21 protein-coding genes and 1 tRNA gene are annotated in these 25,440 nt (G+C 57.0%); 7 read left to right on the forward strand and 15 right to left on the reverse strand.

Annotation, left to right across the window (positions count from 1 at the left end; translation table 11 throughout):
• Positions 1-291: 291 nt before the first annotated feature.
• The 11 genes from FQ187_RS27730 to FQ187_RS27780 form a co-directional block, all read right to left on the reverse strand.
• Positions 292-3,477 carry a type I restriction endonuclease subunit R gene (locus FQ187_RS27730; protein WP_149631919.1) on the reverse strand — a complete coding sequence of 1,062 codons (3,186 nt, stop codon included), beginning with the start codon at positions 3,475-3,477 and terminating at the stop codon, positions 292-294.
• Between the two features lie 71 nt (positions 3,478-3,548).
• Positions 3,549-5,231: an RNA-binding domain-containing protein gene (locus FQ187_RS27735; RefSeq protein WP_149631920.1), complete on the reverse strand. Its 1,683-nt coding sequence runs from the start codon at positions 5,229-5,231 to the stop codon at positions 3,549-3,551.
• A 4-nt stretch (positions 5,232-5,235) separates the two neighbouring features.
• A complete protein-coding gene (locus FQ187_RS27740) occupies positions 5,236-6,192 on the reverse strand; it encodes a GIY-YIG nuclease family protein (RefSeq protein WP_149631921.1) in 957 nt (318 codons plus the stop codon).
• Positions 6,189-7,535, reverse strand: coding sequence for a restriction endonuclease subunit S (locus FQ187_RS27745; protein WP_149631922.1), 1,347 nt, complete (start codon positions 7,533-7,535; stop codon positions 6,189-6,191). The genes FQ187_RS27740 and FQ187_RS27745 overlap by 4 nt, the downstream gene beginning before the upstream one ends.
• Positions 7,532-9,451, reverse strand: a complete 1,920-nt coding sequence (locus FQ187_RS27750) for a class I SAM-dependent DNA methyltransferase (protein ID WP_149631923.1) — start codon at positions 9,449-9,451, stop codon at positions 7,532-7,534. The genes FQ187_RS27745 and FQ187_RS27750 overlap by 4 nt, the downstream gene beginning before the upstream one ends.
• Before the next feature lie 197 nt (positions 9,452-9,648).
• Positions 9,649-10,116: a hypothetical protein gene (locus FQ187_RS27755; RefSeq protein ID WP_149631924.1), complete on the reverse strand. Its 468-nt coding sequence runs from the start codon at positions 10,114-10,116 to the stop codon at positions 9,649-9,651.
• A 171-nt stretch (positions 10,117-10,287) separates the two neighbouring features.
• Positions 10,288-10,363 (reverse strand) — tRNA-Phe (locus tag FQ187_RS27760).
• Between the two features lie 103 nt (positions 10,364-10,466).
• Complete coding sequence (locus FQ187_RS27765) at positions 10,467-10,739, reverse strand: oxidative damage protection protein (protein WP_008149405.1); 273 nt, start codon at positions 10,737-10,739, stop codon at positions 10,467-10,469.
• The gene (gene mutY / locus FQ187_RS27770) at positions 10,736-11,803 is read right to left on the reverse strand and encodes an A/G-specific adenine glycosylase (protein WP_140894138.1); all 1,068 of its coding nucleotides are present in this window, start codon (positions 11,801-11,803) and stop codon (positions 10,736-10,738) included. Before mutY ends, FQ187_RS27765 begins: the two co-directional genes overlap by 4 nt.
• Complete coding sequence (locus tag FQ187_RS27775; RefSeq protein WP_149631925.1) at positions 11,800-14,016, reverse strand: AsmA family protein; 2,217 nt, start codon at positions 14,014-14,016, stop codon at positions 11,800-11,802. The genes mutY and FQ187_RS27775 overlap by 4 nt, the downstream gene beginning before the upstream one ends.
• A 78-nt stretch (positions 14,017-14,094) precedes the next feature.
• Positions 14,095-14,499 (reverse strand): acetyl-CoA sensor PanZ family protein, encoded by a 405-nt coding sequence (locus FQ187_RS27780; protein ID WP_149631926.1) that lies wholly within the window; start codon positions 14,497-14,499, stop codon positions 14,095-14,097.
• Positions 14,500-14,719: 220 nt separating this feature from the next.
• On the opposite strand from FQ187_RS27780, the gene FQ187_RS27785 reads away from it, so the two are divergent.
• The 7 genes from FQ187_RS27785 (at position 14,720) to FQ187_RS27815 (ending at position 20,472) form a co-directional block, all read left to right on the forward strand.
• The gene (locus tag FQ187_RS27785; protein ID WP_149631927.1) at positions 14,720-16,384 is read left to right on the forward strand and encodes an OFA family MFS transporter; all 1,665 of its coding nucleotides are present in this window, start codon (positions 14,720-14,722) and stop codon (positions 16,382-16,384) included.
• Positions 16,385-16,588: 204 nt separating this feature from the next.
• The gene (gene hisB / locus FQ187_RS27790) at positions 16,589-17,182 is read left to right on the forward strand and encodes an imidazoleglycerol-phosphate dehydratase HisB (RefSeq protein WP_129439274.1); all 594 of its coding nucleotides are present in this window, start codon (positions 16,589-16,591) and stop codon (positions 17,180-17,182) included.
• Complete coding sequence (gene hisH / locus FQ187_RS27795; protein ID WP_149631928.1) at positions 17,182-17,820, forward strand: imidazole glycerol phosphate synthase subunit HisH; 639 nt, start codon at positions 17,182-17,184, stop codon at positions 17,818-17,820. Before hisB ends, hisH begins: the two co-directional genes overlap by 1 nt.
• The gene (locus tag FQ187_RS27800; RefSeq protein WP_008024930.1) at positions 17,821-18,078 is read left to right on the forward strand and encodes a DUF2164 domain-containing protein; all 258 of its coding nucleotides are present in this window, start codon (positions 17,821-17,823) and stop codon (positions 18,076-18,078) included. It begins immediately after the preceding gene.
• Positions 18,079-18,120: 42 nt separating this feature from the next.
• Positions 18,121-18,858: a 1-(5-phosphoribosyl)-5-[(5-phosphoribosylamino)methylideneamino]imidazole-4-carboxamide isomerase gene (gene hisA / locus FQ187_RS27805; RefSeq protein ID WP_033058290.1), complete on the forward strand. Its 738-nt coding sequence runs from the start codon at positions 18,121-18,123 to the stop codon at positions 18,856-18,858.
• A 9-nt stretch (positions 18,859-18,867) separates the two neighbouring features.
• On the forward strand, positions 18,868-19,638 hold the full coding sequence (gene hisF, locus FQ187_RS27810; protein ID WP_007897430.1) for an imidazole glycerol phosphate synthase subunit HisF: 771 nt from the start codon (positions 18,868-18,870) through the stop codon (positions 19,636-19,638).
• Positions 19,639-19,716: 78 nt separating this feature from the next.
• Entirely contained in the window at positions 19,717-20,472 is a 756-nt protein-coding gene (locus tag FQ187_RS27815; RefSeq protein WP_149631929.1) for an ABC transporter substrate-binding protein, read from the forward strand.
• Positions 20,473-20,475: 3 nt separating this feature from the next.
• Here the strand turns inward: FQ187_RS27815 and FQ187_RS27820 are convergent, their stop codons facing one another.
• The 4 genes from FQ187_RS27820 to FQ187_RS27835 form a co-directional block, all read right to left on the reverse strand.
• Complete coding sequence (locus FQ187_RS27820; protein ID WP_149631930.1) at positions 20,476-21,711, reverse strand: serine protease; 1,236 nt, start codon at positions 21,709-21,711, stop codon at positions 20,476-20,478.
• A gap of 104 nt (positions 21,712-21,815) precedes the next feature.
• Complete coding sequence (locus FQ187_RS27825; RefSeq protein WP_149631931.1) at positions 21,816-22,598, reverse strand: divergent polysaccharide deacetylase family protein; 783 nt, start codon at positions 22,596-22,598, stop codon at positions 21,816-21,818.
• A 1-nt stretch (position 22,599) separates the two neighbouring features.
• On the reverse strand, positions 22,600-23,919 hold the full coding sequence (locus tag FQ187_RS27830) for a S41 family peptidase (RefSeq protein ID WP_149631932.1): 1,320 nt from the start codon (positions 23,917-23,919) through the stop codon (positions 22,600-22,602).
• Between the two features lie 31 nt (positions 23,920-23,950).
• Positions 23,951-25,249 carry a murein hydrolase activator EnvC gene (locus tag FQ187_RS27835; protein ID WP_149631933.1) on the reverse strand — a complete coding sequence of 433 codons (1,299 nt, stop codon included), beginning with the start codon at positions 25,247-25,249 and terminating at the stop codon, positions 23,951-23,953.
• Between the last annotated feature and the right edge of the window lie 191 nt (positions 25,250-25,440).

The following is a 25,440-nucleotide window of genomic DNA, read 5'->3' on the forward strand; positions in this document are numbered from 1 at the left end:
TGCCTGAAAGTGTCCGGATGGCCGTGGAATCGGTGTCCGGATGCTCGTGGAATGAGTGTCCGGATCAGCGTGGAATCAGTGTCCGGATGTTGGTGGAATGGGTGTCCGGATGGTCATGGAATCCCCAGGCGTGGCGATAGGAAGCGGGGAAATGATGCTTCCTCCGGCGCTCGATAGTGCCTGGATCAGTCCCTCATCAAATCGCAGGCATAAAAAAACCCTGAATCTTGCGATTCAGGGTTTTCGGTATTTGATGCCCTAGAGACGGAATGGAATTGAACTGAGGATCCCTTACCTGGCCTGTTCGATCAAATCTGCCCCCGCGTCCTTTTTCAGCAGCTCATAGAGTACCGTTATGAAAACGTCTCTGGTCGCCTCGTCGCTTAGCAGTTGCGTGGCCATGCTGTGGTGGCTACTCATGGCGCCGGCAATGGCTTGAATGGCTTTTCTTGGAAGATCAGCCTTCATGACTTGTTCGCGAGTGTTGTTCTGGACTTGATCCATCACAACGGTATCGGATCGGAGCTTCTCTGACACGTGCACAGCAAAGGCAACTTTGTCGGTATCAGTAATGTTTTTTCCAAACGCTTCATTGAGCTTTTCAATCAATTCGGAAAGGTATTTCTTCTCTCGGTCCCGTGCGTCCCGCAGACCATTGTCGGTCACGCTGTAAAGGCTTGGAGTCTCTCCCGTTGGAAGCACTCCACCCAGTGAGCTACCTTGGTTGATCTTGAAATGACTGAGTGTCAGGTCAGCGAGATCGACCTGGTCAGAACCTATCCCTTTCAATCGTTTACGCAACAATCGGGCGAAACTGGCAAAGGCTTCCAGCGACGGGTCAGCAAACTCCACCAGTTGTGCCACGTACTCGTAGGTACGAACAAACTTAGTTAGGCTTTCGCTAAAGATCATCAGTTCGTCGCGTTTTTTTGCGAATTCGGCGCGCTGAACATCAGCGTTCTGCATGTCCTGCTCATCGCCCTGTTCATTGGCAATCTCCCAAGCTTTTTCCCATTGATCAATACCGTCATTGAGCAGCTTGAGCTTGCCGTTAAAACGATCAGTTGCCGGTTGAGTCAGGGCATACAGCTTCTGATGCGTAACTTTTCGGTCAACAATTGCATCGCCGAACGCCGTCACTTCGGCACTATCGTAGATATGCATCTCATCGAGACGTTGTTTGATGTCGTAGACAATGTTCGGGTCTTGAATATCTGCTACCTGCGCATTGCGGTAGAAGGTTTTGAAGGCCTTGAGGATTTCTTCTGACTCGTTGGCGAAATCGATGACAAAAGTCTTGTCTTTGCCGGGGTAAGTGCGGTTCAGACGAGACAGTGTCTGTACGGCTTCAACACCGGAGATTTTCTTGTCCAGATACATCGCGACCAGTTTTGGCTGGTCGAAGCCGGTCTGAAATTTGTTGGCGACAATCATCACCCGGTAATCCGGAGTATCAAAGGCGTTGCGCATGTCACGTCCGTTGAGCCCCGGGTTGAGGTTGGTTTCGCTAAAAGCGTGATCCTCCTTGAATCCTGTGGCTTTGACTTCTTGGTTAGGCACATCGCCAGAGAACGCAACCATCGACTTGATGCTGGTGTAACCATTGCGCTCGCAGTAGTCCTGTAAGGCCAATTGATACTTGACCGCTGAAGCGCGAGAGGGCGTCACGATCATTGCCTTGGCTTGCCCATTGAGCAGATGGCTGACGTTCTTTTTGAAGTGTTCAACGATCAGTTCGACTTTCTGACCAACGTTGACCGGGTTGAGTGACAACCATTTGGCCAAGGCCCGATTGGCGCTTTTCTCATCGACTCGCTCATCTTGGCTGTCCATGAACGCCGAGCCGATTTTAAAGGCAACTTTGTAGCTGCTGTAGTTCTTCAGTACATCGAGAATGAAGCCCTCTTCAATCGCCTGCTGCATTGTGTACAGGTGGAAGGGTACGGGCGGGTTATCGATGCTGACTGGTTTATCTGGATGCCGTGGGCGGCCAAACAGACTCATAGTCGAGTGTTTAGGTGTAGCAGTAAACGCGAAGTAACTGGCATTGCCGGGCCTCTGGCGCGAGGACTGCCATACAGAGAGGCGCTCCTCTTTGCTGAGTTGCTCCCATTCTTCTTCACTTTGTCCCGTCAGCACATAACGCAGATCGTCCGCTGTAGTGCCGCCAGTAGAGCTGTGGGCTTCGTCAATGATGATTGCGAAGCGTCGATCACGCAGAGATTTCTCGCCCAGAATCGCCTTCTGTGCGTGAGGAAACGTCTGCAATGTGCAAATGATGATTGGAGTGCCTTCGAGCATGGCGTTTGCCAATTGCACGCTTTTGGGCTGATTGTTGTCCTCACGGTCAATAGCCCGCACCAACCCTGTCTGGTGATCGATTTGCTTGATGGCGTCTTGTAGTTGTTTGTCCAGCACTTGACGATCAGTAATCACCAGGACGCTGTGAAAGTAAGGTTCGCCATCCGGACGGCGAATACGGATCAGCGAGTGGGCAGTCCAGGCGATTGTGTTGGTTTTACCGGAGCCTGCGCTGTGCTGGATCAGATAAGGTTGGCCTGCGCCTTCTTGCTCTACCTTTTTGAGCATCGCCGTCACACTTTCCCACTGGTGGAAGCGTGGAAAAATTAGCGTTTCCTTGAAAGATGCAATGCCCTTGGCGTCCTGCACTTCCTTGCGCTCCAGCAGCACAAAACGGTGGAAGATTCGCAGCCAGTTGTCTTTTTGCAGTACCTGTTGCCACAGGTAGCTGACCGGATAGCTACCGTCCTTGTTGCCCGGGTTACCCGCCGCGCCGTCATTGCCACGGTTGAATGGCAGGAAGAACGTCGAGTCGCCGGCCAGTCGGGTGGTCATGCGAATATCGCTGTCGCTCATTGCGAAATGCACCACTGCTCCCCGACGAAACGTCAGCAGCGGTTCAGCCAGGCCTGTCTTCACGCTTTTTGGTGGACGGTCCTGGCAGTACTGCTGCATGGCTGCCTCCACTGACTGAGTGAAATCGGTCTTAAGCTCGACTGTCGCGACCGGCAAACCGTTGATAAAAAACACCAGGTCGATCTCGTCGGTCTTGTCCTGTGAGTAGCGCAGTTGGGGCACTACCCGCAGACGGTTGGCGGCATAGTGAGCAATGACAGTGTCGTTGCGGGCGTCTTCAGGCAAGGCTTGGCTCATGACCAGAACGCCGGCACCCGAAACGGTAAAGCCATGGCGCAACACATTTATCGTGCCACCCAGTTTGTTTTGGAGCTGCGCTCCCAATCGGTCGAACAAAACGGTGCGCGTACTCTCACCGTGCATTTTTCGCAGCGCAGCCAGTTGCTGTGCGTGGGTGTCATTCAGCCAATCGAGCACATCTTCCGGATACAACGCCCGTGCGACGTCATAACCACTGGATTTACCAATCAGCCAACCGTTATCGGCCAACTGTTCGATGATGTGGCGTTCCAGTTCACATTCATGGTGGATGTGGGACATGTGCGATCCTTCACAGCTAAATTGAGCCCGGCTCAGCGGGGGAGTTTGTCTAGAGTTTGACTAAAGTTTGTCTAGATAAAGATGCTTGGTTTGGGCTTTAGAATCCAACGGCCTTTGTGTAAACCACCTGATTTTTCAATGGTTTTGTCGCGAGTCGACATAGCGTTCAGCAGGTTGCGGAATTTGTTCTGCTTCTGTTTTTCGTCTAAAGCGTCTGAAAGTTTGTCTAGGATCAGCGTGACCAGCTCGTCACGGGATGCTGAGCCATAGTGCTTCAGATAATCGAGGATCAGGCGTTTGTAGTAGGCATCGTCGAAGGCTCGATTACGAATGTAGTCGCTCTTGTTGCCAGTGGTTTGCGCTACCTGGGCGGCAGTGTAGTAATTCGGTTTTCGGCCTTCGATGAGCCCCTGCTTACGAAGCATTCCTGCGGCCGCGTCCGTGATGGGCTGCTTTTTCTGAACCCGGTCCAGCAACATCACCGTGTTCAGAGGCAGATCGTCACGTTCAAGCAACAGCAGTGTGTAATTCTCGTCGATCACATGCCCGTAAATTTCCAGCACGACCTTTTTCGGTTCGGATTTACTGTAATCCGGCAGCGGAAAATAGCGACTGCGCTGTGACAGCGTCATGGTGCGGATACCGAAGCCCATGGTGTCGATCATGCTTAGGCTGACCATCGCCTGGGTCAACCATGGATTGCGGTATCGAGTCGGGGTTTGCTCACCGCTGAAATAATCCTCAGGCTGCCCTTCGAAGAATCCTCCCGCGTTTTCAAATACCAGTCGATCGACCCTCTCAGTAACGATGATGCGTGAGCGCAGTTGGTAATCCTGGTGGGCAATGCAGTTGTGCAACGCTTCGAGGATAACGCGTGTGTCGTACTTGCTGACCTCAGTGGCGAGCAACTGGTTTTGCGGGAACAGCTTGTAGCTGATGTTACGGATGCGGTGCAGCACCTGGGTGGTAGCCAAAAGGAATGGCGGACCGAAATGCTCGTAAGCCTGCTCCTCGCCCGTCAACTTCCAAGTGATTTGCGCCAGCGTAGGCAGGAAGTGGCTGGACTGTGGATTACCGAGTAACAACAGAGCGGTATGAGTGATCCGGCCCTGAATGGTGATCTTCGCTTTGTCCAGGAAGGTTGCGGTATCCCAAGCGGGAATTTCCGCCGCGAAAGAGGCGTTGCGATATTTCTCGGCAAACTTCTCTTTTGCCACGATCAGCGCCTGTTCATCCAGGTCGTGGAGAGTGGCGCCTTCCACGATTTCGGCTGACCAGTCACGATTATCGACCGGCTCACTCAAAATGGCTTCCAGTCGCTCCGGACGCATTTCAATCAGTGCGTCATCCAGGCGCTGCCAGGCTTTGTCGTGGGCATACACTGGTAATCGAGGTTGATGCTGCGGAATGTGGAAGACCCACACGACTTTAGCGGTATCGCTGGTTGTGAAGCTTTCTATGCGAAACCCTTCTGAGTTCAGATTGGTGCAGCGTCCCAATAAGCGTTGGCGGATATTTTCGGGCGTGTAATCGTGAAACTTTTCGATGCCGACAATACGCAACGAAGCGTCCTCAACACCAATCACTAGGTGTCCGCCGGCCATATTGGCGATGGCCGACAGATAGCTGGCAATGTCCTCGCCTTTGCGTCCAGACACGGCGTGGGTGAGGTTCTTGAACTCCTTCCACTCGCAGGCGGCATTCTCCTTGGGGAAATGCTCGCGCAGATAAAGTTGAAGGGCGGCTTCGTTCATGGGTTTATTCCGTGGTGATCAGGGCTGAAGGAAGCGCGGGGCGCAATCCAGCAATTTGTTGATCCTGCCAGGCTGCGTAGGTTTGGCCAGAACCTTGGACGGTCCACTCGGTTCGACCATTGGCATTACGACCTAACACCACTGCGGCGGCAGCACTCGGACTGTTGAATGCGTAATCGTCAGCGAATACGCGTAAGCCAGTTTCTGTTTCTGGAAGCACGCCCTCGCTGACCACTCGCGAATAAAGCGTCTGATAGCTATGCGGCGTGCTGATCCAGCGCTCACTGGCATCGGAGTTCTTGAGTACAAAAAACTCGCCATCGATTTCTTGGGCGAAGGCTTTGATCGAGCGGTTTTTGCTGGTCAGTTCGAATACAGGCGACTGGCTGACAGTTTTTGTGCCAGGGCTGGTTGTTTCGTTGATCTGCGAAGGTTTGGTCACATCACGCAGAAAGTCGAAACCCAGCGCCGGTAACACAATGCGAATTTGATCCAGGAAAAATGCCATGTCGGCGCGATCCGATTCCGGCAAGTTGTCGTACTCATGGGCTGTGCCGTTGACGACGATGCAATGCCCGGCACTTCGGGCAATACGCATCAGCCAACTCTCCAGATATTTGACGTGAGCCTTGGTCAAATTCAGATCTTTGCTGGTGACCAGGCAGACTCGCTCCCAGAAATCCTTTCCGCCCTGATCTTCTCCGCGGTTGTGCTGCTTGAGTCGTTGTGCGACGTCGTCGGATTCACCGATGTAAACCCTATTACGCAAACTTCCGTCTGGATCTGGTCCCATCAGGAAGTAAACGCCAGTGCGCCCACATTCGGGGCGCTGCACCAGCTCTGTAAGTTTGCTGCGTGGGCCTGTCAGCACGTGGCCGGACCAGTTGATGATCTCGGCGGTTAGCAAGCCGTTGGGTGTGCCGTCGACGAGGAACAAGCGAATGCTGCGACCTTGGCTCATGAGGCTTCCCGTAGGTCGATCTGGCCGGTTACGGCGGCGGTGATCAGTGCGGAGCGACGTTCTTTTAGCAGGGTGAGGCTGAGTTCGGTTTTGGTGATTAGGGTGTCGAGGCGAGTAGTCATATCAGAGAGGGCCCCCAATATTTCGTGTTGCTCAGCATCTGAGGGAACCGGAACGGAAAGCTCCATAAGATTGGTTGACGAAATCGAAGCCAAATTCGTGCTTTGTTTAGAGCGACCCATAAAATAGAACTGGGCTGCTTTAGAGCTTGTAAAGGTGTTTAGCCATTGGGGTTGGACTTGGTTTGGCCTCACAGCAAAAACATGATTCTGGTGGATACATGGTTCAACCTCGCCGTGCCAGACGTGCCCGCGTCCTAGCTTGTCAAAATCTCCACCCTCGTTCATTAGCACATCACCTTTCTGAAGCAGATAACGATCTAGATCTTTAGTAGGTATATGGATTGTCGATACTTCCTCAAGATCTAGATAGCCGTCCTGGACGTTGGCTACACGAAGATAAGGGACTTGGACTGTCTCTTTATCGGTATTGTCCTTACCTTTTGCTATACCAGTTTGAACGCTTGCGATGAGTCTCAAGCGTTTTACTGCCCAGTGCTCGGGTACGTCACCAAGCCATTCCACGCCGGAGTCTTTCATTTTGGCAGCGGGGTCGAGACCCTTGGTGACGGCATGCGTGATCAGTGCTTGACGCTTTTCACACAGGAGCTCGATGAATCGGGTTTTCTTTGCAATAAGTCCGTCTATCCGAGCAACTTCGTGTTCAAGGTGCTCTGAAATACGGAGTCGTTCTGTGGTTGGCGGCAGAGAGATACAAATATTGCCAATCTGCTCAAAATTTAACCCCTCACGTCCTGCTCCATTTTGTGAGAAATCTATTTGAGACTGCACGGATTCACTTTTCAGACAAAGTGAAAGCCATTTCGCTGTTTCCCTACTCTCGGGCCGAATAATGCAAACATGCTGGTTTACATTTGCTGGTTGAAAAATTTCTGGGACTAGGCAACTTCGTCCAATAGACGCACCAGTAATATTCAACAGAACGTCATTTGCTCTGACTCTGGAGCCTTTCATTGTGAGATCTATTTCTTCCGAAATGTAAGTTGCATCGTCGAGTCTTAACCCATCGTCATATACATTTTGGCTTCGGAGAAACAAAATCCCAGAGTCTTGGTAAACCTCCGAGCCTCCAGACGGTGTTTTACCGCTGCCAACGTGAGGTGCGACGTATTTAATGCTTTTAACATCCCAATGCTCCGGCACCTTCCCCAACCACTCCACCCCAGAATCCTTATAAGCCGGATACGGCTTGTAATGACTCATGCCGTCACCTCGTTCAGCAGCGCAGCGATCTCCGCTTCCACGGCTTTCAAGTCAGCATCAATCTCGGTCAGCGAACGTGGCGGCTGGTACTGGTAGAAGTAGCGGTTGAAGTTGATCTCGTAACCCACGATGCCAACCAGTCCATCCTTCTCGTCACACTTGCTGGTATCGATCCAGGCATCGGGTACGTGTGGCAGCACTTCACGGGCGAAGTAGTCTTCGATGCGTTGGTTGAGCGGGACGTTTTCGTTTTCACGTAGATCACTATCAGCCTGGAGCTGATCTTTTTCATCCAGAACTGGCTGGGCTTCAGGGTCGCGCTCACCAAAACAGCTGAACAGGGCTTTTAACGCGGCTTTTCCAAGCTTTTTCACCCCAGCAGCCTTGAGGAAGGCGGGCAGGTTGTCGAAGCTGCCTTCGACCCCCGCGAACTGAGCGATGTGATCGGCACCTTTGCTGGCAGTATAGGCGGCCACTTTCTCTGGCGTGACGCTGAAGCGCAGACGCAGTGGGCGTTCGACGGTGATGCGGCGGTAGCCGAAGTCCGTGGTGTTGAAGATTTTGCTGTTGGGTGCATCCTCACCCGCATCGTGCAGGCGAGCGATGTCGGCGATCTGGCTTTCCGAAAGGAGCTTGCGCTTGCTGCCCAGGGATTTACGCATCGGCGTATGCATGGCCGTTGCGTCGATCAGTTGCACCTGGTTCTTGCGTGCGGCGTCCTTGTGATTGGACAGTACCCAGATGTAAGTGCCAATGCCGGTGTTGTAAAACAGGTCGTTGGGCAGGGCGATGATTGCCTCCAGCCAATCGTTTTCCAGAATCCAGCGACGGATTTCCGATTCGCCGGAACCCGCACCCCCGTTGAACAGCGGCGACCCAGACAGCACGATACCGATCCGGCTACCGCCCAATTCGACAGGTTTGCGCTTGGACAGCAAATGCATCAGGAACAGCAACGAGCCATCGCCAACCCGTGGCAGGCCAGCGCCGAACCGTCCGGCAAAGCCTTTATTTTTTTGCTCGTCCTGCACCTGCTTTTGTACTTTTTCCCATTTAACGCCGAATGGCGGGTTAGCCAGGCAGTAGTCGAACTGTTCGTGGGGCAGTTGGTCGTGGGAGAGGGTGTTACCGAGTTTGATGTTCTTGGTTTCGAAGCCCTGGATCAATTTATCCGCTAATGAGATTGCGTAGGTCTCTGGGTTCAATTCCTGAGCGTAGGGGATCATGTCCGCCTTAGGGTTCCACTCGCCGACCAGCTCAATCGCGGAGGACAGGAAGCCACCAGTGCCAGCCGCGCAATCGTAAACGGTGCGAATTACGCCTTTGCCATTGAGTGCTTCATGATCAGGAGCAAATACCAGCGTAGTGGCAAGGCGTACCACATCACGCGGGGTGAAAAACTCCCCAGCGGTATCGTTGGCTGATTCAGCGAATTTGCGGATCAGGTGTTCGAACACCAGGCCCATTTCATGGTTGCTGATGGTGTCGGGGTGCAGGTCGATACTGGCGAATTTCTGGGTGACCAGATACAGCAGGTTGGCGCTTTCGAGGCGAGTCAGCCAGTCGCTGAAATTGAAATGCTGGAAAACCTGATGAGCATTGGCCGAGAACTTGGCGATGTAGTCTTCCAGGTTAGCTCGTGTGCTCGTCGCGCCGACACTCGAAAGGTCGTACTGCGAGATGTTGTAGAACGTCGCCTCGGCGATGCCCGGCAGAATCAGGTCTCGGTCGACGGAGGTGTTCTTCAGGGCGGTGAACTGTGTGCGAACTTTGTCGCGTGTAGGTTCCAGCACGCACTCCAATCGGCGCAGCACGGTAAACGGCAAGATGATGCGACCGAATTCGGATTGCTTGAAATCGCCGCGCAGTACATCTGCGACGTTCCAGATGAAGTCGGCCAGGTTTTGCTGATTCACGAGTGTTCCTCTCAATGCAATGCGAGCCGGGGCCTGACAGCAAGGAGGGATGTGAGTCTGGGTGTCCCGATGGAGAACGATCATCCCTGCGCGCAGGCCTTGAGGGCTATCGCCAGCGGGCGATTAAATTGGGCGCAAGGATGCCATTAATTGAAGTGCGGGGCATCACCTGTTCGGTTTGTCCGTAGCGAGTGGGACTATTCGTCGTCGTCTTCGGATAGATCTGCCGACAACTCGGCAACCGCTTCCTCCATGGCCAGATTGAAATCGTCGAGCACGTCAGGCCTGGTGAGCCATTCCAGGGTTTCGGCCTCTGTCGCGCCGTAGGCCCATTTTCGGTAATCAATCAAAAAGGATTGGCTGAGTACCGCCATCGACTCGGAAGGGTCGCCCGTCTTGATCAGTTCCTGTTGAAGCTCGGGGGCTGCCGACATCACATCGGCCAGAGCGATAAATAGCGCGACAAACAGCGCTTTGCGGCTTTGGCTTTCTGCTTCTTGAAATTGGGTAAACAGAGCCTCGAAGAACTCAATCGGATAGGCATCTGGCCCATCAGAAAAATCGTCGACCCGGGCAGGGTGGTGAATGCTTCGGGCTACGCGCTGTTGCTTGGCTTTTACCTTGGCGCGTTTGGCTCGCTTTTGTTGCTTGGTCAGGGATGCCACAGGCTTCTGCCCTTTTCAGAAAGGAAATTCCGGGTATTAAAGCGCAAACGTGCGGCTGTTTTAAGTCCTCCGCCCGTAGGAATCAGTCGTAGAAGACAGTCGGGAGCCGAGCCTCATCAAATCCCAGACATAAAAAAACCCTGAATCTTGCGATTCAGGGTTTTCGGTATTTGGTGCCCAGAGACGGAATCGAACCGCCGACACGGGGATTTTCAATCCCCTGCTCTACCGACTGAGCTATCTGGGCAACGGGGCGCATTAAACTGGTTTTTCAGGGGGTCGTCAAGAAAGTTTTCAAAAAAATTTTAATTATTACCGTCGCTTACGTTCCGACCCTCGAAAAAGCGGGATTATTCAGCCGGCGGAACGTAGCCGTCAGCCTTGGCGTATTCCTCGCCGGAAAAGAACTTGTCCATCTCGCCCTGAAGGTATTTGCGGTCTTCGGCGTTCATCATGTTCAGGCGTTTTTCGTTGATCAGCAGGGTCTGGTGCTTTTGCCAGTCTGCCCAGGCTTTGGCCGAGACGTGGTCAAAAATGTCCTGACCTTTTGCGCCTGGAAATGGAGCGCGCTCCAGGGCGGGCAATTCTTCTTTGTACTTGCGGCACATGATGGTGCGGGTCATGACGACTCTCCTGCGTTCAATACGGCGGCCGCGCGTTCGAGCAAGGTTTTGACCGGGGCGGCAAGGCCCAGGCGCGGCGGGGTGGCGAGGTTATACCAGAGCCAGTCGGCCTCGGCCACGTGATGGCCGGCCTCCTGGACCTGAACCAGCCAGGGTTCGATGGACAACTGAAAATGACTGAAGGTGTGTACCAGGCTCGGCAGCGCCTGTTGGCTGCCCAGTTCCAGCGAGTGCTGCGAAGCCAGATGTTGCAGGTCGTCGAGGTCGTCGAGTTCCGGCAGGCTCCATAAACCGCCCCACAAGCCCGTGGAAGGACGACGGTAAAGCAAAATCGCACCTTCACCGTTGGCGAGCATCGGCATCAGCGTGCGCTTCTGAGGCACGGCTTTACGCGGTTTGGGGATCGGGTAGCGCGTCTCCAGGCCGAGCATGTGCGCTTCGCAGCCTTTTTCCAGTGGGCAGAGCAGGCAGCTCGGCTTGCTACGAGTGCAAAGCGTGGCGCCCAGATCCATCATCGCCTGGGTGTAGGCGTTGACCCGATCATGCGGCGTGAAGCGCTCAGCGTTGGCCCACAGCTGTTTGGCGACCTTTGGCTCGCCCGGATAACCCTCTTGCGCGGTAAAACGCGCCAGCACCCGTTTGACGTTGCCGTCGAGGATCGGCGCCCGCAGACCCATGCTCAGGCTGGCGATGGCGCCCGCCGTGGACAGGCCGATACCCGGAAGCTCCGTGAGCTTTTCCACATCCCGCGGAAACTCGCCGCCGTACTCGGCGACAACAATCTTCGCGGTCTTCTGCAGATTGCGCGCGCGGGTGTAGTAACCGAGGCCGGTCCACAGGTGCAGGACTTCGTCTTCCGGCGCGGCGGCCAGGGCTTCGACCGTCGGCAACGAGGCCATGAAGCGGTCGAAGTAGTTCAACACCGTGCTGACCTGGGTCTGCTGCAACATGATTTCCGAGACCCACACCCGATACGGGGTGATGCCTTGTTGCCAAGGCAAATCGTGGCGGCCGTGGCGGTCGTACCAGTCCAGCACCGCCGATGAAAACTGCTCGGCTCTCATCGCTTGAACAGCCCCTTCAACGCATTTTTCAGTTCCGGGCTGACTTTGTCGCCAAGCTTCTCGTCGATTTTTTCGCTGATCCGTTCGCCGGCCAGTTTGCTCGCGACCTGGCCCATGCGTTCGTTATCGAGGCGGCAAGCCTTGGCGCCCAGTTCCAGCGGGCCACGGCAGCGCAGCGGCCACTCGATGCCGACAAACTTCTCGCCGACCTGGCACGCCGGGTCCGGCATGTCACTCTTGTCGCCTTCGACGATAACGCCCACGCGGTAGTCCATGCCCAACACCCGAAGATCGACATCGCCGTCGCCCTTGACGGTCATGCCCGGGATGCGCACTTTCAGGTCCGGGTTGCTGGCCACGCCGTTACGGAAGGTCAGGTTGCCCTTGAGTTCCTGGAACGGTGTGTCCTTGCCCCGTGGTTCGCCGCTGAGGGATTTACGGTTCAGGGTGGCGATGCCTTTGCACAGCTGTTGTTCCAGGTTGGCATTGAGCAGCACGCCGTTGTTGATGACGAAACTGGCGTTGCCGTTGAGGGTTTCGATCAGTGCTTTCTGGCTGTTGCCGCTGCCGGTCAGGTTGCTGTTGAGTGTCACCAGACCTTTTACCGGCGGACTTTTACCTTGGCTTTCAAGGATTTTTTCCACCGGTACCTTGCTGATGCTCGTCTGCATGTTCAGTGCGGGCACCTGTTGGCGCACGTCGAGCGTACCTTTGGCGTCGAAGTTGCCGTCGTACAAATCGCCGCGCAGGTTCTCCAGCGTCAGCAGGCCGTCCTGGCCGGTAGCTTTGAGCGCAGCGTTCTGGATCGGCAATTTATCGAGGGTCAGCTGGCCGAAGGTGAGGTCAGCGTCTACGTCGAGTTTGCTCAGGCGTTCCACCGGCAGCAGGCGCTCGTTGCTCCACGCGTCTTTGGTCGGTGCTTGCGGCAACGGGGTGTTGCCCGGGCCAGCCATGGCGTCGGCTTCGGTGCTGGCCACTTCGGCCTGACGCACTTGGGTCGCGCTATTGGCTTCGGCAGATTTTGGCGGCAGGTAACGGTCGACGTTGAAGGTGTCGGCCTTGAGGGTCGCCCGCAGCGATTGTTTGGCGAAGTCCTCGACGGCGATGCGGCCACTGAAGGTGCTGTCGTCGACTTTCAGGTTGATGTCGTCGAGCACCACGCTGGTCGGCGTGCCGGCAAGGCGGCTGACCAACTCGACTTTGCTCAGGCTGCCTTCAGCCATCGCCGGAAGCTTCTGGCCGATGCTGTCGACGAATTTCGCCAGATCGAACTGGGCGATCGACAGGCCGCCGCTGATTTGCGGGGTTTTGTCGAGGTCGTTGACCTTTAGTTCACCCAATGCGCGCAGTTGGTTGGCAGAGATCTTGATGCCAGTCCATTCGGCGACGTTCGCGGCTTTATCGAGCAGTAACTGGCCCTGGGCGGCGAAGGTCATGGTTTTGCCTTGCAGCGGATCGCCAGCCACTTCGCCAGAGAGTTTCATGTCTTCGAGTTTGTAGCGCTGCAGTGCGCGCTCGAAACGCAGCTCGCCGTTGAGCTCGGTACGGACACGCAAGACCGGCTGGTTGGTGCCCAGGAACGCGGTGAGTTTGACCGGGATGTTGGTGGAGTCATGCACCGGGCCGGTACTCAGCTGGATGCTTTCGGCGCTGAATTGCTTGCCGGTTTTCTCGTCGCTGTATTCAACGCGGGCGTTGTTGACGGTCAGGCTGTCGATGTCCAGGCGAATCGGCTGGGCCGGTTTTTCCGCTTGGGCGGTGGTCTCGGTCGCTGGTTCGCCAGTGGTCGCGGGCGGCGTGGCCGGCGCTGGCGCCTTGCCGATGTCTTGCCAGTTGCCGTGGCCGTCCTTGTCGCGGGTCAGGCGCAAGTTCAGGCCTTCGACGCGCACATCGCTCATCTGCACTTCACGGCGCAGCAGCGGCAACACGCGAACCGACAGGCCGAGCATCTGCAAGTCAGCGAACGGCTCGGTGGGTTTGGCCAGGGTCGCGACGGTGGCCTCGTGCAATTCCAGGCCCAGCCACGGGAACAGGCTCCAACCGATATCGCCATTGAGCGTCAGCTCGATGTGGGCCTTGTCGCGGGCTATCTGGCGAATCTCGTCTTTGTAGTCGTTGGGATCAAAGAGGTGGGTCAGGGCAAAGCCCAACGCCACAATGATCAGCAACAGCCCGAGAAGTACCAGACCCAGGATTTTGCCGAACGCTTTCATGGGCGAGTCCTTGTAGTTAGTCGAATTCGAAATTTAGCCGGGGAGTATAGCGCTCCGCAACGGACGACCGGTCAGCGATCACGTCGGCAATACATCCAGCGGTATTTTCAGTTTGGCCGCCAGCGCTTGTGCCTCCAGATACCCGGCAGGCGCCAGCAAGCGCAATGTCGCGCCTGATTGCGACGCCATTTTCTGCGCTTCTTTCACCAGGCGCTCGGCCACGCCACGACGACGGGTAATTTTTCGTACGCATAGTTGGGACAGGTGCCAGACATCCTGGTGCCGTTGCAGGCGTGCTGCACCCAAAAGTCGATCATTGAAGCGGCCAGCGATCAGCGAGCCGTCCAGCAGGCAGCCTTCGATCAGCTGCAAATCCCCGGCAAACGGGGCAAACAGCCAGTCCGGAGCATCGCGGTAGATCTTCTGCAGATCTTGCTGATCCTGATAAGTGGCTTCGTTTAGCGGCTCGACAATGATCGGCATGAGGGCTCCTTCAGTGGTACGAGAACTGATGACATACAAAAGGTGATGTCACTTTGGTTTTTCTGTCACGTACAGATGGTAACCTCTGCCGGTTCGTCCGTCCTTCTGCGGCGTGATGTCGCACAAAAATGGAGCTTCACCTCAAAAACAGTCATGCGTGCGCATAAAGGCTGTGGGTGAGGAGCGCTGACGAACCATTCTAATAATTGGGGGATACACAATGACCACGAGCATCACGGCGGACGACCTCAAAGCCGACCAGCCCGCGTTCCTGTCCAAGGAACGCATCATCGCCAAGCCCGGTTTCAACCGTTGGCTGGTACCGCCGGCTGCCCTGGCCATTCACCTTTGCATCGGCATGGCCTACGGCTTTTCGGTGTTCTGGTTGCCACTGTCCAAAGCCCTGGGCGTGACCAAGGCAGTGACCTGCGCACCGGACATGAGCTTCATCTCGCAAGTCTTCTCGTCCCAATGTGACTGGCCGATCTCGATGCTCGGCTGGATCTACACCCTGTTCTTCATCTTTCTCGGTTGCTCGGCCGCCATCTGGGGCGGCTGGCTGGAACACGCCGGGCCACGCAAGGCTGGCGTTGTATCGGCACTGTGCTGGTGTGGCGGTCTGCTGATTTCAGCGCTGGGGGTCTATACCCACCAGATATGGCTGATGTGGATCGGCTCCGGGGTCATTGGCGGTATCGGCCTGGGCCTGGGTTACATCTCGCCGGTCTCGACCCTGATCAAGTGGTTCCCGGACAAGCGCGGCATGGCGACCGGCATGGCGATCATGGGTTTCGGCGGTGGCGCGATGGTCGGTGCTCCGCTGGCCGCAGCCTTGATGGGCCACTTCGCTTCGCCAACCAGCGTCGGCGTATGGCAGAGCTTCCTGGTGATGGCCGCGATCTACTTCGTATTCATGATCGGTGGCGCACTGTCCTATCGCGTTCCGCCAACCGGCTGGAAGCCTGAAGGCTGGACGGCTCCGGCGAAGAAAGCTTCCAACGCGATGATCACCCACCGTCACGTCCACGTGAATGTGGCGTGGAAAACCCCGCAATTCCGTCTGGTGTGGCTGGTGCTGTGCCTGAACGTTTCGGCGGGTATCGGCATCCTCGGCATGGCTTCGCCGCTGTTGCAGGAAGTATTCGCCGGCAAATTGCTGGGCACTGACCAGACGTTTGGTCAACTGGACGCTGGGCAACTGGCCTCGATCGCTGCGATTGCTGCCGGATTTACTGGTTTGCTGAGTCTGTTCAACATCGGTGGCCGGTTCTTCTGGGCCTCGTTCTCGGATTACCTGGGCCGCAAAAACACCTATTTCGTGTTCTTCGCCCTCGGTTTCGCGCTGTACGCGTTGATCCCGAACCTCGGTCACCTGGGCAACGTTGCGCTGTTCGTAGCGGCCTTCTGCATCATCCTGTCGATGTACGGCGGTGGTTTTGCGACTGTCCCTGCGTATCTCGCGGACCTGTTCGGTACGCAAATGGTCGGCGCGATCCACGGTCGTCTGCTGACTGCCTGGGCGGCGGCGGGTGTGTTAGGTCCGGTGTTGGTGAACTACCTGCGTGAGTATCAGCTGAGCATCGGCGTTGAACGCGCCGCGGCTTACGACATCACCCTGTACATCCTTGCGGGCCTGCTGGTGCTGGGTTTCATCTGCAACCTGCTGGTGCGTCCGGTGGCTGACAAGTACTTCATGACCGACGCTGAGCTGGCTGCCGAACAGGCGCTGGGCCACGACAAAGGTGCTGACAGCAGCACCGTTTTGGAGTGGAAAGCGGATGCGGGCACTAAGCCTTTGGCAGTGGCTGCGTGGCTGGTGGTAGGGATTCCGTTGGCGTGGGGTGTTTGGGTGACCCTGCAGAAAACCGCAGTACTGTTCCACTAACGCAAAACCCCTGTGGGAGCGGGCTTGCTCCCACATTTGATCTCCTCAAGGTACAGAATCTGGGTTTGCTGGCTTGTGCTGACATGTCTATCCCCGACAACACGGGATTCACTCCGTCAGTGAAATCACCTCCCGTGTTTCTGTTTGGCGCCCGCGCCCCTATAATGGTTGCCTTTTTCGCCCAATGATTTTGCGGAGCTGGTGATGGCCGAACGTAAGGCGTCAGTCGAGCGCGACACTCTGGAAACCCAGATCAAAGCCTCGATCAACCTGGATGGCACCGGAAAGGCCCGATTTGATATCGGTGTTCCTTTTCTTGAGCACATGCTGGACCAGATCGCCCGTCACGGGCTGATCGACCTGGATATTGTCAGCAAGGGCGACCTGCATATCGACGACCACCACACGGTGGAAGACGTCGGTATCACCCTGGGTCAGGCCTTCACCAAAGCCATCGGCGACAAAAAAGGCATCCGTCGCTACGGCCATGCCTACGTGCCGCTCGATGAAGCGCTGTCGCGCGTGGTGATCGACTTCTCCGGCCGTCCGGGCCTGCAGATGCATGTGCCTTATACCCGCGCCACCGTCGGCGGTTTCGACGTTGACCTGTTCCAGGAATTCTTCCAGGGCTTCGTCAACCACGCCAACGTCAGCCTGCACATCGACAATCTGCGTGGGCACAACACCCACCACCAGATCGAGACCGTGTTCAAGGCTTTCGGCCGCGCACTGCGCATGGCCGTAGAGCTCGATGACCGCATGGCCGGTCAGATGCCGTCGACCAAAGGCGTTCTGTAATGCAGACGGTCGCGGTTATCGATTACGGCATGGGCAACCTGCACTCGGTGGCCAAGGCCCTCGAGCACGTCGGTGCCGGCAAGGTCTTGATCACCAGTGATGCCGACGTGATTCGCGAAGCCGACCGGGTGGTATTTCCCGGTGTCGGCGCGATTCGCGATTGCATGGTGGAGATCCGTCGCCTGGGCTTCGATTCGCTGGTGCGCGAAGTCAGCCAGGACCGCCCGTTCCTCGGCATCTGCGTCGGCATGCAAGCCTTGCTCGACAGCAGTGAAGAGAACGACGGCGTCGACTGCATCGGCCTGTTTCCGGGCGCGGTGAAGTTCTTCGGCAAAGACCTGCACGAAAACGGCGAACACCTGAAAGTCCCGCACATGGGCTGGAACGAAGTGAAGCAGACGGTCACACATCCGCTGTGGCACAACATTCCGGACCTGGCGCGTTTCTACTTCGTGCACAGCTACTACATCGCTGCCGGCAACCCGCGGCAAGTGGTGGGTGGCGGTCACTACGGTGTCGATTTCGCCGCCGCGCTGGCCGATGGCTCGCGTTTCGCCGTGCAGTTCCACCCGGAGAAAAGCCATACCCATGGCCTGCAATTGCTGCAGAACTTCGCCGCGTGGGATGGTCGCTGGTAAATGGCCGTCAAGAAGAAGCCGCCGATCCTGACCCTCACTCCCGAACAGGAGAACGAGGCCAATCACAAGATCAAACGCTTTATGGAAGATCGCTTCGAACTGGACCTGGGTTCGTTCGAAGCGGCTGAAATCCTTGAGCTGTTTACCCGCGAAATTGCGCCGCACTATTACAACAGGGCGATTTTCGATGTGCAGACGCACCTCAAAGAGAGGTTCGAAAGCATCGAAAGCGACTTGTGGGCGCTCGAGAAAAACTGATTTTCGAGCGAAGCTGAACAATCGAATTTGAAGGTTTGCCAGATGCTGATTATTCCCGCTATCGATCTTAAAGACGGTGCCTGTGTTCGTCTGCGCCAGGGCCGCATGGAAGATTCCACGGTGTTCTCCGATGACCCGGTGAGCATGGCTGCCAAGTGGGTAGAGGGCGGTTGCCGTCGTCTGCATCTAGTCGACCTGAACGGCGCCTTCGAAGGCCAGCCGGTCAACGGCGAAGTGGTCACCGCCATCGCCAAGCGCTACCCGAACCTGCCGATCCAGATCGGCGGCGGTATCCGCTCTCTGGAAACCATCGAACACTACGTGAAAGCGGGCGTGAGCTACGTGATCATTGGCACCAAAGCCGTGAAAGATCCGGCTTTCGTTGCTGAAGCTTGCCGCGCGTTCCCGGGCAAAGTGATCGTCGGTCTGGATGCTAAAGACGGTTTTGTCGCCACTGACGGCTGGGCTGAAATCAGCACCATTCAGGTGATCGACCTGGCCAAGCAATTCGAAGCTGATGGCGTGTCCGCGATCGTTTATACCGACATCGCCAAAGACGGCATGATGCAGGGCTGCAACGTTCCGTTCACCGCTGCGCTGGCCGCCGCGACGAAGATCCCGGTCATCGCTTCCGGTGGCATCCACAACCTCGGTGACATCAAGTCGCTGCTCGACGCGAAAGCGCCAGGCATCATCGGCGCGATCACCGGTCGGGCGATCTACGAAGGCACTCTCGATGTCGCTGAAGCGCAAGCTTTCTGCGATTCGTACAAAGGCTGAGGACTGACCATGGCGCTGGCCAAACGCATCATCCCTTGCCTGGACGTGGATAACGGCCGGGTGGTCAAGGGCGTCAAGTTCGAGAACATCCGTGATGCCGGCGACCCGGTGGAAATCGCCCGTCGCTACGACGAGCAAGGTGCCGACGAGATTACCTTTCTCGACATCACCGCCAGCGTCGATGGTCGCGACACCACGCTGCATACCGTCGAGCGCATGGCCAGCCAGGTGTTCATCCCGCTGACCGTGGGCGGCGGCGTGCGCACCGTGCAGGATATCCGCAACCTGTTGAATGCTGGCGCGGACAAGGTTTCGATCAACACTGCTGCGGTGTTCAACCCGGAATTCGTTGGCGAGGCTGCTCAGCATTTCGGTTCGCAGTGCATTGTCGTTGCCATCGACGCCAAGAAGGTTTCCGGCCCGGGCGAGACGCCGCGCTGGGAAATCTTCACCCACGGCGGTCGCAAGCCAACCGGTCTCGACGCCGTTGAATGGGCGAAGAAGATGGAAGGCCTGGGTGCCGGTGAAATCCTGCTGACCAGCATGGACCAGGACGGCATGAAAAACGGCTTCGATCTGGGCGTTACCCGCGCGATCAGCGATGCGTTGGGTATTCCGGTGATCGCGTCCGGTGGCGTCGGCAACCTCCAGCACTTGGCTGACGGCATTCTAGAAGGCCACGCCAGTGCGGTGTTGGCGGCGAGTATTTTCCACTTCGGCGAATACACCGTGCAGGAAGCCAAGGCCTACATGGCTCATCGCGGCATCGTGATGCGCTAAACAAACCGATACAGGCCAGTGGACATCATGGCGGGCTCAGGGCACTCTTGGGTACGCCATGGATCTCGGTAGCCAGACATGCTTAAACGCCTTCTTCTTGTCCTCGCCAGCGTTTCTCTATTGCTCGTCAATGGAGCGCATGCCGCAGAAAATCCCGACACCGGTCTGGTGTTGCTGACTGAAAATTTCCCCCCGTACAACATGGCGAAGAACGGCAAGAACTTCGCTCAGGACGAGAACATCAATGGCATCGCGGTGGACATCGTCCGCGAGATGTTTAAACGCGCCGAAGTCACCTACAGCCTGACGTTGCGTTTCCCTTGGGAGCGAATCTACAAGCTCGCCCTGGAGAAGTCCGGTTACGGCGTATTTGTGATGGCGCGGTTGCCGGACCGCGAGAACCTGTTCAAGTGGGTTGGCCCGATCGGGCCGGATGACTGGATCATGCTGGCCAAGGCCGATAGCAAGATCAGCCTTGAGTCGCTGGAGCAGGCGCGCAAATACAAGATCGGCGCCTACAAGGGCGATGCGATTGCCGAGACGCTGGCCAAGCAAGGACTGAAACCGATCGTTGTGCTGCGGGATCAGGACAACGCAAAAAAACTGCTCAACGGTCAGATCGACCTGTGGGCTACCGGCGACCCCGCCGGGCGCTATCTGGCGCGCCAGGACGGGGTAACCGGGCTCAAGACCGTGCTGCGCTTCAACAGCGCCGAACTGTACCTGGCGCTGAACAGGCAGGTGCCGGACGAAACCGTTGCCAAATTACAGGCGGCGCTGGATCAGCTACGCAAGGAAGGCGTGGTGGACGACATCATGGCGAAGTATCTGTAACCATCACTTCGATACAACCTGAGACGGAGCCGGCGTCGCGCTCAAGTACACGGCACTTGTAAACACGTTATTCAACATCGCCCTTGTCAGCTGCAGTTCCCCTGAGGCGACGCCGATAATGCACAGTGCATGTGCGCCGCTTTGTGGCCCGATTTCAGTATTGATGTAAGCATCTTCAGCGCTGATGGCGGCGCTGTAATTGTCGGAAGCTTTGCAGTCCCTGGCGTTATGGACCGTTTTGTAGCGATAGAAGGGCGCATCGAGGGAGAACCTGAAGTCCCACGTAGGCAATACGATCTGCTCATCCGCGTTTTGCGTTCTATGAACGTATGACTTGAGCTTCCAGGGCTCCGTGACAGTCAACTCGACCGGCTCCAACGAACAGTCCGCCCCATCGCTGGTGAAGACACCGTCAATAAAGCAGTTGTGCAGAAAGTTGGCAGAGTAGCTGTAGTTGAAACGGGCGGCCTTGCAAGACGACGAGTGCTCACAATCTGGCGGCGCTGGGGTATTGCGCGAGATCACGACTTTACTGACGATGCCGGTAATTTCATTGGTGCGGCGGTTCAGCATCGGGCTACCGGAGCTGCCACCGTGAAGGTCGCAGTTGTTTTTCATGGCCAAAGGGAACACCCCGGGGTGATCGATGAACGTTCCGGCGGTTTGTTCAGCGCAGGCACTCAGTCGAAGCCCTTGTTCGGTAAAGCCGCTCGGCGCGCCAATGTTAAGCGCATCATGACTCTCGTTGGTTTGATGGGACGCCAGCTTGAGCGGGTTGACCCCGGCCTGTATCAGCGACGCCAATGTTGCGTCGACCTCCAGTACTGCAAGATCGGTCCCGACCAGACTGCTCCATCGGGCAGTCCGGATGGCGTATCGGCGCTTACGCTGTGGCATGTCATGAAAGTAGTGGAAGGTGACGCTGGCTTTAAAAGGCAGATTGGTCCGCGCCGAACCGTACTGAAACAACACGCAATGACCGCTGGTGAGCAGGTAAGCAGGGCCGGTGGCTCGGCCTTGCCTGTTTCGCGTATCCAGTAGAACGGCGCTGCAGGTCAAGCCCGATTGGAGATTGAGTCGTCCCACGCCGCTCCAGAGTTCATAAAGATGTTCGCTGTTTTGCAGTGCCCTTGACGGTGAGTCGTTGACGGCGCCTTCGCCCAGATCGCGGGCCTGCACTGCGGAAATAGCCAGCAGGCCAATCAGGCCTGCGAAGCAAAAGAAGCTAAGGTATTTCATGTCCATTCCTTGGTGATGAAATTCAGGGTGAGCGCTATCGTGGCACGCGGCTGTGTACCGGCAGGTATAAATAGTTATCGCGAAATGGAGTGGGCTGCGAGGAATTATCGGGCAGTCGGGAGGCGGTACTGGCCATCCTTGCCGTGCGCTGCCGTTGCACGATTGCCGCGCACGCTGATCATCTGTTTGATGTCGATCCAGTCAATACCCTGAGCTTTGAGCTTGGGTAATTCACGTTCAAGCACCGCTAATGTCTGCGGATACGGGTGCCCGATCATCACCGCAGAACCCTGTTTGCGCGCCAGGCTGATAGCCGTCTGTAGCTGAGTAAAAATCGCGGCTTCAGTGGGCTCGTCATCCAGGAATACATCCCGCGAAACGCTCGCCAGACCAATTTTCTGCGCCTCGGCGGCCGCCACGGTTTGCGCGCTGGTACGGCTGTCGACGAAGAACTTGTGTCGGCGTTGCAAGTCGGCCATCAACCAGGCCATGGCGGCTGGCTGAGAGGTCATGCGACTGCCCATGTGATTGTTGATGCCAGCGGTATAGGGCACGACCTTGAGCGCCGCGTTCAGGCGTTTCTCGAGTTCGTCGATGGGCAAGTCGGGGTGCCAGGCGAACGGGCCGGTGGCCGGGTCCATGGGCATGTGCAGGATGACGACCTTGCCGGCACGATGGGCTTCGCGAGCGAATTCGGTGGCGTGGGGCGTGTCGGGCATGATCGCGGTGGTTACGGGCCCGGGCAGGGCCAGCACGCGGCGATCCCGGGGCAGGTTCTGCCCCAGGTCATCGATGATCAGAGTGATGTAGGCCTTTTGAGGGGCAGGCGCCGCGTGAGCGACACCCACCAGACAACACAGCAGACCGAGGAGCAACCGCAGGCGCATCTCAGCGGCCGGAGGTGATGCTCAACCCTTTGAGCAGGCTCAGGGCCTGGGCCAATTGGTAGTCGTCATCCTGCGGCATCGCCTTGGCTTTGCCGCTGGCGCTGGTCGGTTTGTCGGCGCCGCCGTTGCCATTGCCCAGGTGACCTTGCAGATCGGCTTCCTTGAAGTATTCGCCGTCCTGCTCGTTGGTGATCTTGGCCTTGCGCACTTCGATGTCCGGGACGATGCCCTGAGCCTGGATCGAGCGGCCGTTCGGCGTGTAATACAGCGCCGTGGTGATCTTCAGTGCGCGTTCGTTGTTCAGCGGCAGCACGGTTTGTACCGAGCCTTTGCCGAAACTGGTGGTGCCCATGACCACCGCGCGTTTCTGATCCTGCAAGGCGCCAGCGACAATTTCCGAGGCCGAGGCGCTGCCGCCGTTGATCAGTGCGACCATTGGCACGGCTTCGCTTTCGTCCTTGCCGGTGGCGGAGAAGCGCAGTTCGGAGTTGGCGATACGGCCCTTGGTGTAAACGATCAGGCCCTTGGTGATGAAGTGGTCGACCACTTCCACCGCCGCTTGCAGCACGCCGCCCGGGTTGTTACGCAGGTCGAGAATGATGCCTTTGAGCTTCTTGCCGTTGTCCTTGCGTAGCTTGGCCAGGGCCTTGGAGACTTCATCGCCGGTCTTGACCTGGAACTGGGTGATGCGGATGTAACCGTAGCCGGACTCCAGCAACTGGCTCTTCACGCTCTTCACTTGAATGATGGCGCGGGCCAGCGTCACGTCGAACGGCGTACCGCCGTCGCGCACCAGGGTCAGGGTGATTTTCTGGCCGATCTTGCCGCGCATCTTGTCCACGGCTTCGGTCATGCTCTGGCCGCGGGTCGGTTGGCCGTTGATCTTGACGATGAAGTCGCCGGCCTGAATGCCAGCCTTGGAGGCCGGAGTGTCATCGATCGGCGAAACCACCTTGATGAAACCGTCTTCGGCGCCAACTTCGATGCCCAGGCCGCCGAATTCGCCGCTGGTGCTTTCCTGCAACTCAGCGAAGTCTTCCGGGCCCAGGTAGGCGGAGTGCGGGTCGAGGTTGCTGAGCATGCCTTTGATGGCGTTTTCCAGCAGGGTCTTGTCGTCCACCGGCTCGACATAGGCAGCCTTGATCCGATCCATGACCTCGGCAAAGGTGCGCAACTCTTCCAGCGGCAATGGCGCCTTGGTGGTCGCAGCAGTGCCCGCAGGCGCGACCGCCGGGGCCGGTTGAGCGGCAAACGCCAGCGGCGCGCCGATCACCAGGGCGATCGTCAGGGCCAGCGAGGTAAGGCGGGACAAATGCAGCATGTCGAACGAACTCCTGAATTAGGTCGCGTGCTTATCCTTGCGCGCGACACCATTGCGCTGGATCACTCGGGTGACCCTGCTGACGAATAGCGAAATACAGCGCTGGTGTGTCCTGCCCGCCACTGCTACCTACAGTGGAGATGGACTCACCGGCTTTAACCACGTCACCCGCAGACTTGAGCAGCGTCTGGTTGTGACCATAAAGACTCAAAAAACCGTTGCCGTGGTCGAGAATCACCAGCAGCCCGGCGCCTCGCAACCAGTCGGCGAATACCACGCGACCACCATGCACGGCGTGCACCTGGCTGCCGGCAGAGGCGCTGATCATCACGCCGTCCCACTTGGTGCGGGCGTCGTCGCCACGGGTTTCGCCAAAGCGTGCCAGCAGTCGACCATCAACTGGCCAGGGAAGTTTTCCCCGGCTTGAAGCAAAGGGGCCACCAAAGGTCTCGCCTGAACTTGAAACCAGTGCGCCGGGTGTCGATTTAACGGGTTTGCGTGGGGCGTCAGTGGCGTCTGCATCTGCTGCAGCCTGAGCCTCACGTAAACGCTTTTTTTCGGCTTCCTGCTGGGCGATCAGCGCTTTTTGCCGCGCTTCTTCTGCCTCTCGGGCCTGACGGGCCAGGGTTTCTTCAATGGTTTTAAGGACTTTAGACAGGTCTGCCTGATCCTGCTCGCGGGCTGCCAGCTTCTGATCGCGGACCTTCACGTCGTCGCTGAGCTTGGCCAGGACTTGCTGGCGCTCCTTGCGGACTTTGTCGAGTTCGTCGCGCTGGCTGTCGAGGCTGCTTTTCTGCACCAGCAATTGCGCCTGTTGCATGGCGATGTCTTTTTCGACATTGGCCAGTTGGCGCAGGGTTTCGTTGAAATTCTTCAGCTGCTCCAGGCGGGCCTGGCTCAGGTAGTCGTAATAGGTGAGGGTGCGGGCGAATTTTTCCGGGTTCTGCTGGTTGAGCAGCAGCTTCAAGTATTCCTGACGGCCGTTCTGATAGGCCGCGCGGGCCTGAATGGCGATCAGTCGCTGCTGTTCAATTCGCGCGCTCTGGAGTTTTTTTTTCTCGGCATCGAGTCGCTGCAGCTCGGATTCGCTTTTCTTCAGCTCTTTTTGCAGGACTTCGACCTGCTTCTCGAGCTTGCCCATCTCGGTCTCGGTGCCTTTGAGGTCTTTCTGCACACCGGATTTTTCTTCCTGGAGTTTGCCCAGCAGTTTTTTCAGCTCGGCAATGTCCTGACGCGTGGCGTCCAACTGTTGTTGGGTTTGCGCGCGCTCGTCAGCAAAGGCCGGTTGGAGCAGGCATGTCAGAGCAAGGGCTATCAGGACGCGAAGCATAGAGGCGGGCGACACCAGGGAAAGGGACGGCCTAGTATGCCCGCCAAGCGTGGCAAAAAAAATGCCCAATTGGGGCTGTGTGATGACTGGACCCAAAAACACCCACAAACCAATGTGGGAGCGGGCTTGCTCGCGAATGCGGTGCGTCAGTCAACGTTGATGTCGACTGACGCACCGCATTCGCGAGCAAG

Origin of the sequence: Pseudomonas sp. ANT_J28, from assembly GCF_008370005.1 — a bacterium.
Lineage (GTDB): Bacteria > Pseudomonadota > Gammaproteobacteria > Pseudomonadales > Pseudomonadaceae > Aquipseudomonas > Aquipseudomonas frigoris.

Bases quoted from the DNA above. Each gene is read 5' to 3' on its own strand.
- FQ187_RS27730 (WP_149631919.1), bottom strand. From the start codon at position 3,477: ATGTCCCACATCCACCATGAATGTGAACTGGAACGCCACATCATCGAA.
- FQ187_RS27735 (WP_149631920.1), bottom strand. From the start codon at position 5,231: ATGAACGAAGCCGCCCTTCAACTTTATCTGCGCGAGCATTTCCCCAAG.
- FQ187_RS27740 (WP_149631921.1), bottom strand. From the start codon at position 6,192: ATGAGCCAAGGTCGCAGCATTCGCTTGTTCCTCGTCGACGGCACACCC.
- FQ187_RS27745 (WP_149631922.1), bottom strand. From the start codon at position 7,535: ATGAGTCATTACAAGCCGTATCCGGCTTATAAGGATTCTGGGGTGGAG.
- FQ187_RS27765 (WP_008149405.1), bottom strand. From the start codon at position 10,739: ATGACCCGCACCATCATGTGCCGCAAGTACAAAGAAGAATTGCCCGCC.
- mutY (WP_140894138.1), bottom strand. From the start codon at position 11,803: ATGAGAGCCGAGCAGTTTTCATCGGCGGTGCTGGACTGGTACGACCGC.
- FQ187_RS27775 (WP_149631925.1), bottom strand. From the start codon at position 14,016: ATGAAAGCGTTCGGCAAAATCCTGGGTCTGGTACTTCTCGGGCTGTTG.
- FQ187_RS27780 (WP_149631926.1), bottom strand. From the start codon at position 14,499: ATGCCGATCATTGTCGAGCCGCTAAACGAAGCCACTTATCAGGATCAG.
- FQ187_RS27785 (WP_149631927.1), top strand. From the start codon at position 14,720: ATGACCACGAGCATCACGGCGGACGACCTCAAAGCCGACCAGCCCGCG.
- hisB (WP_129439274.1), top strand. From the start codon at position 16,589: ATGGCCGAACGTAAGGCGTCAGTCGAGCGCGACACTCTGGAAACCCAG.
- hisH (WP_149631928.1), top strand. From the start codon at position 17,182: ATGCAGACGGTCGCGGTTATCGATTACGGCATGGGCAACCTGCACTCG.
- FQ187_RS27800 (WP_008024930.1), top strand. From the start codon at position 17,821: ATGGCCGTCAAGAAGAAGCCGCCGATCCTGACCCTCACTCCCGAACAG.
- hisA (WP_033058290.1), top strand. From the start codon at position 18,121: ATGCTGATTATTCCCGCTATCGATCTTAAAGACGGTGCCTGTGTTCGT.
- hisF (WP_007897430.1), top strand. From the start codon at position 18,868: ATGGCGCTGGCCAAACGCATCATCCCTTGCCTGGACGTGGATAACGGC.
- FQ187_RS27815 (WP_149631929.1), top strand. From the start codon at position 19,717: ATGCTTAAACGCCTTCTTCTTGTCCTCGCCAGCGTTTCTCTATTGCTC.
- FQ187_RS27820 (WP_149631930.1), bottom strand. From the start codon at position 21,711: ATGAAATACCTTAGCTTCTTTTGCTTCGCAGGCCTGATTGGCCTGCTG.
- FQ187_RS27825 (WP_149631931.1), bottom strand. From the start codon at position 22,598: ATGCGCCTGCGGTTGCTCCTCGGTCTGCTGTGTTGTCTGGTGGGTGTC.
- FQ187_RS27830 (WP_149631932.1), bottom strand. From the start codon at position 23,919: ATGCTGCATTTGTCCCGCCTTACCTCGCTGGCCCTGACGATCGCCCTG.
- FQ187_RS27835 (WP_149631933.1), bottom strand. From the start codon at position 25,249: ATGCTTCGCGTCCTGATAGCCCTTGCTCTGACATGCCTGCTCCAACCG.